The organism is Psychrilyobacter sp., assembly GCF_049671765.1.
Classification (GTDB): domain Bacteria; phylum Fusobacteriota; class Fusobacteriia; order Fusobacteriales; family Fusobacteriaceae; genus Psychrilyobacter.
This window is the reverse complement of sequence record NZ_JBATVM010000224.1, coordinates 1-6095: the sequence shown is the minus strand read 5'-3', so window position 1 is coordinate 6095 and position 6095 is coordinate 1. Positions and strand designations below refer to the sequence as shown.

The following is a 6095-nucleotide window of genomic DNA, read 5'->3' as shown; positions in this document are numbered from 1 at the left end:
CAATAACCATAGGTATCAATGGAATTTAAAAAAGATGACTCCTGTAGAATACAGGAATCACCTTTTGAATGCTTAAATATTACCTCACTCTTTTTTATATGTCCTTGACAAAGGGTACAGTTTATTTAGTTGACCCACCTATTTTTCAAGCCTAAAAGATGTCATATCATTCTTAAACATACAATTTTAAGTTATCATTCACCTTATAAATAGTTAAAAAATTTCTTTCTTTTTTAAAATTATGATAAAAACTCCATGTAAAAGAGATATTTCCTTTTAAATTAGAGGTACAGATGATATACTATTTAAAATGTTGTAATTATTAATTTTTATTAAGGGGGAGAGATCGTGGCAAATAAATTAGGTTTTTGGAGTATTATCTTACTTGGAGTAAATACAATTCTTGGATCAGGGATCTTCCTCCTCCCCGGAAGTTTTTATATATCTTTAAACGAAAGAGGAGTTTTCCCTACACTTATTGTTATTGCTACTGTCATTTCGATCTCTCTTTGCTTTGCAGAAGCTTCAGGAATTTTTGAAGGTTATGGAGGTCCCTATATATATGTAAGGGAAGCCATGGGAGAATTTATGGGGTTTCAGGTAGGATTTATGAAATGGGCTATTTCTTTACTTTCTTGGGCAACTACGGCTATGGCTTTTGCACATCTTATATCAACTTTTTTTAATATTGGACATGTTCCTTATATAGAAAAGATCTTTGCAGGGTTTTTCATTGTCATATTATCCTATGTCAACTTTTTAGGAGTAAAATTAACAAAAAATTTAAATAATATAGTTACTTTAGGGAAAATAATTCCAATTTTATTATTTGTCTTTATAGGAATTAAATATATAGGAGACAGTAACCTACTCCTTATAACAAGAGAGCCTAGAGGTTTAATAACTGGGTTCAAAGATCCTATCTTAATTTTTTTCTTTGCATTTACAGGTTTTGAAACAATTGCAGTAGCAGCCAAAGATATGAAAACTCCCCTTAAAAATCTACCAAAGGTAATTATTAGTGTTGTCATTGGAATAATAATTCTTTATATTATTCTTATTTTTTCTATATTAGGAATTTTAGGAGATAATATAGAACCAAATTCATATCCTATATTTGATGCGGCTCATCTATTACTTGGACCTCTTGGAGGAATTTTTTTCTTATCAGGTGTAATAATATCTATTATTGGTATCAACGTTGCCACTTCATTTACAAGTCCAAGATCTATAGTAGCATTATCTGAAAAAAATACTATGCCGAAATTTCTTTCTCAAAAAAATAAATATGGTGCTCCTAGTGCTGCGATCATTCTTACTGGAAGTCTTACAATAATAATAATACTTATTGGAGGAAATTTTAACACCTTAGCTTCATTTTCTGTGATCTCGATGATTTCTCAGTATTTACTCACATGTGTAGCTGTCATCATATTTAAAAAGCAAGGTATTCAAGGCTCTTTAGTTTTACCAGGAGGATACCTAATCCCTCTAATTGCTTTGGTCTCTATGGGTCTTTTATTTTATAACTATCTAATCTATATAATCACTATATTTTTAGTATTTTTTCTGATTGGAAAATGCTTCTATAGTTATAATTATCATCCCAATAAAAAAATTAGAAAGTTTAATCCGTTTTCTAAAAATATAGAAAATTTCTAAATATTAATCAAAAAAAATAACTACAAAATTAGATAATTAGATAATAAATCTAAATAAAATTTACATTAAATAACCCCCAAAAAAATATAAATATTCGGGGGTTTTTTATGCTCTCTTACTTTTAGAATTAATCAATTTTTTATTATTCTCTCGAATACTAATACTATATAGAAAAATACCTAATCCAATAAAAATAATCCCTTTAATCATATCTGTAGTAAGAAAATTCCCAAAAACTATAACAGAAATAAAAATAGTAAAAATACTTTGAGTAGACATTATTACGGAAGTTTTTTCAGCGTCTACAAATTTTAAAGCTTGATTCTGTGCTGTGTAACCAAAGGCTGTGACTACAATGCTCAGATATAATATGTTTAATGTTAAATCCTTTGTCAAATGAAATAAAGGTTCATTAAATACACTAATAAATATCAGAGAAAAAAAACCACATACAAACATCTGTACAACAGAAAGTTTTTTATAAGACATCTTCTTAGAATTTTGTTCTAAATATACAATATTTAAAGCAAAAAAGAATCCACTTAAAATAGAATAAAAATCTCCTACACTAAATCCATTAAGATAAAATCCATTTTTATTAATATAAAAAATACCAATTATTATTAAAAGTGAATAAGATATATTCATTGCACTAAACTGTGCTTTTTTTAAAATTCGTTTAATTATTAAAGTAAATATTAAATAGGAGGAAAATAGTGCAGCACCTCTTGCTGATGATATATATAATAATCCATAACTCATAGTAAAGAACATTATAAAAACAAATACAGATGAGCAAAAGCATATTTTCATCTCTTCTTTATTTAATTTTTTAAGCTCTTTAAAATATATTATAGATAGTATCACTCCTCCAACAAGAAATCTAATTGTTAATAAAGAAAAAACTCCTACTCCTAAATTAAAGGCATATTCCATAGATGGGTATGCACTTCCCCAGATTAATGAGGCAAAAATCAACAATACAATCCCATATAAATTGGTCATTTTCTCTACCTCCTATTTTTATAATTAAATGATTTTATCTCTCTTAATTTATAATTTTTAATCATATTAGTTTATTACTATTAATTATAGTTTAAAATTTCACATAAATCAATACAATAATTTTGAAGCAAAAGTTGTCCACTATATTGACATAAGACCAAGATGATGTGAATTCATTTGTTAAAATAAAAAAGAAAAGTATTTTTTATATAGCAAAAAAAAATATATATAACTTTTAAAGATAATGCAATTAAAAGAACCGTTTCAACTACTCTAACCCAAAATGGTTCTTTTTTAGTTGAATTATATTTTAATTTTTTATAGATTTAAAGTCTATTATATAAATATCAAAGAAAAGTAATTAATAAGATAAGAAGGAAAAAATAGAGTTATTAGGTAAGATAAATAGATGTGTTTATATTTTTCGGGGGTGTAATATGAATCTAAAAAAGAAAATATTTTTAACAAATTTTTTAACTTCAATAATTCCACTATTAATTATAGCTATAATTTCTTCTTCTTTGTTTTCAAAAAAAATAAATGAGTTAGAAGAAGAAAGAATAGAGTTAATAAATCATACGATTGAAGAAAAAATGGATGAACAAATCGATATTAGTATTGAAATATTAGGTCATTTAATAGAAATATATGAAGAATTTGAAAACGATTATCCAGAAAATGAAATGATTGATCATATGAAACATTTAAGTGAAACTAAAAATGATTTAAAATATATAATATTTGGATCTAGTGACAAAGAGTTATATATCAATGAAAAACATACTAAACCTCTTAATATTCCTACTAATTATGATCCAACTACAAGTCATTGGTATCAGGGAGCGTTAAATTCAAATGGTTATTACTTGTCCGAAGAATTTAATTATATAGGAATAGATACTCCTGTTGTAACTCTTTCTAAAAAGATAGAAAAAAACGGAAAAATTGTAGGAGTTTTAAGCGGAGTTTTAGATTTATCGACTTTGTCAAGTCATCTACTAGAATATAAAATTGGTGAAAATGGAAGTTTTTATATTTTGGATAGAAAAAATAAAATTTTAGTTGATACTGGAGACAATAATAAAAATAATAAATATCTGCAATATGAAATTTTAAAAGACATGAAACATGGTAAAATCGATACTAAAACACCTGATGGATTAAGATGTTATTATATTCATCATATAGAAAAATTAGATTTATTTTTGATAGGAACAGTTTTAGAAAAAGATTTGAATAGCGCCACCTATGAATTAAGAGCGATTATTATAATATTAGTTATAATTATAACATTATTAATTATACTTTCACTGTCATTTATAATAAAAAGATTTGATAATACTTTAAGTAAATTATCTTATGTTATTAAAAGTATATCTAGTGGGAATTATAGTAAAAACATTGATAAATTAACAGAAGTAATAGATGAAAAAAGCGAATTAAAATTTATAAAAGATGCGATAAAAAATATGAATTTCGAAATAATAAAAAGAGAAAGTGAACTAAAATTTATTGCTGAAACAGATCAATTAACAAACATTTATAATAGAAGAGCAATCTTAGATTTTATAAATATAGAAATAGAAAGATCTAAAAAATTTAATACGGAATATGTTTTATTAATGTTTGATTTAGATAAATTTAAAAGATTAAATGACAAATTTGGACATCTTTTTGGAGACGAAGTTTTAAGACAAATATGTAAAACTATATCTGAAGATATAAAAGAAATTGATAAATTAGGTAGATATGGGGGAGAAGAGTTTTTACTTCTTCTTCCAAATATAAAATTATCAGAAGGGATTTTGATTGCAGAAAGATTAAGAAAAAAAATAGCGAGATTAAAATGGAAAAAGGATGTGGTTGTAACTATAAGTATAGGAGCTATAAAAAATATGAAAAACGATACTTTGGATATTTCTTTAGAAAGGGTAGATAACTTACTCTATAAAGCTAAAAATAGCGGTAGAAACAAAGTAGAATCTCAAAATATAGATATTTTATATTAATCTTTTTTAGTTTACGGGGGTTTTTTTATGAAACATTATTTTAAAAAAAAATATTTACCATCTTATTTAACTATTTTGATTGGATTTATTTTATCATGTCTTATCTTTTGGGGAATAAAAAGATTAGAAAAACAATTTACTCAATATAAATTTAAAAGGGAGAAAGAAAAATATTTAAACATCTTAAATTTTGAGTTGGCTCAAAACATAAATATTTTAAATGCAGTAGAACAATTATTTTTATCTTCCAAAAATGTAGATAGGGAAGAATTTCAGGTTTTTACAGGATTATTTTTAAAAAATAATCCTAAAATTAAAGCTCTTTCTTGGGCCCCTTTAGTTAAAAGTAATGAGAGAGAGAAATATGAAATAGTGGCTCAAAAAGAAGGTTATAAAAAATTTAAATTTACTGAAATAAATGAAGATAGAAAAATGATAAAAAGAAAAGATTCTTCCCAATATTATCCCGTATATTTTATTGAGCCCATTATAGGGAATGAAGCTGCTCTAGGGTTTGATTTGTTTTCAAACAAAGATAGAGCACAAACTATTTTAACATCTTTAAAAAATAATGAAATAGTAGGAACTTCAAAAATTAAATTAGTTCAAGAAAAAGAAGACAAATATGCCTTTCTCCTTTTTAATCCTATATACAAAAAAATTAAAAATGAAGAAAAGTTTTTAGGTTTTGTTACAGGAGTTTTTAGAATTGATGATGTTATAGATTCAGGCTTAAATTTAATTAAAGAAAAAAATCTAGAATTTAAAATTTATGATATTACAGACAATTTAAATACAGAAATTTATACAACTAAAAATTATTTTAATAATTTAAAAAATTATAAATCTACAAATCTCTATTCGGAAAGTTCTATAAATTTTCCAAATAGAGATTGGAGAATTAGTTTTATCCCTGGGGATGCACTACTTTCTGATTTTTATATAAAATGGGAATGGCTAAGTCTTATCTTTTTTAATATAATAACTATCATCATGTTAAGTATATATTTATTTAAAAAAATCAAATATACAGATAAAATAGAACTTTTAATGAATAACTCTATCGAATCGGAGAAAAAGCTAAAATTGTCTGCCCAAATTTTAGCTAATACTCCTGAGGGGGTAATGGTTACAGATAAATATAATAAAATTATTTCTGTGAATGATTCTTTTTTAAAAACAACTAAATATTTGAGAGAGGATGTAATAGGCCATAACCCTAAAATTTTAAATTCTAACCACCATAAGTTATCTTTTTATAAAAAAATGTGGGAATCTATAAAAAATAATGGAATTTGGCAAGGAGAAATTTGGAATCGTAGAAAAAATGGAGAAATTTACCCTGAATGGTTAAATATAATGACAATAAATAACGAAGATAATAAAGATGAAATAGATTTTTATGTAGGAATTTTTTCT

General features: G+C 24.8%; 5 protein-coding genes. 4 read left to right on the top strand and 1 reads right to left on the bottom strand.

All coding sequences use genetic code 11. The features are described 5' to 3' along the window. Both WBG30_RS10700 and WBG30_RS10695 read left to right on the top strand, forming a co-directional pair. The coding region (locus tag WBG30_RS10700; protein WP_424504647.1) for an IS3 family transposase at window positions 1-76 on the top strand (76 nt) is incomplete at its 5' end. 272 nt (window positions 77-348) lie between these two features. Beyond that, complete coding sequence (locus WBG30_RS10695; RefSeq protein ID WP_424504646.1) at window positions 349-1662, top strand: APC family permease; 1314 nt, start codon at window positions 349-351, stop codon at window positions 1660-1662. A gap of 105 nt (window positions 1663-1767) precedes the next feature. On the opposite strand, the gene WBG30_RS10690 is transcribed toward WBG30_RS10695, so the two are convergent. Further along, window positions 1768-2667, bottom strand: coding sequence for a DMT family transporter (locus WBG30_RS10690; protein ID WP_424504645.1), 900 nt, complete (start codon window positions 2665-2667; stop codon window positions 1768-1770). A gap of 437 nt (window positions 2668-3104) precedes the next feature. Between WBG30_RS10690 and WBG30_RS10685 the strand changes: the two genes are divergently transcribed. Further along, entirely contained in the window at window positions 3105-4676 is a 1572-nt protein-coding gene (locus tag WBG30_RS10685; protein ID WP_424504644.1) for a sensor domain-containing diguanylate cyclase, read from the top strand. Window positions 4677-4703: 27 nt separating this feature from the next. Beyond that, window positions 4704-6095 (top strand): CHASE domain-containing protein (locus WBG30_RS10680; protein ID WP_424504643.1); only part of this gene is annotated, 1392 nt, incomplete at its 3' end.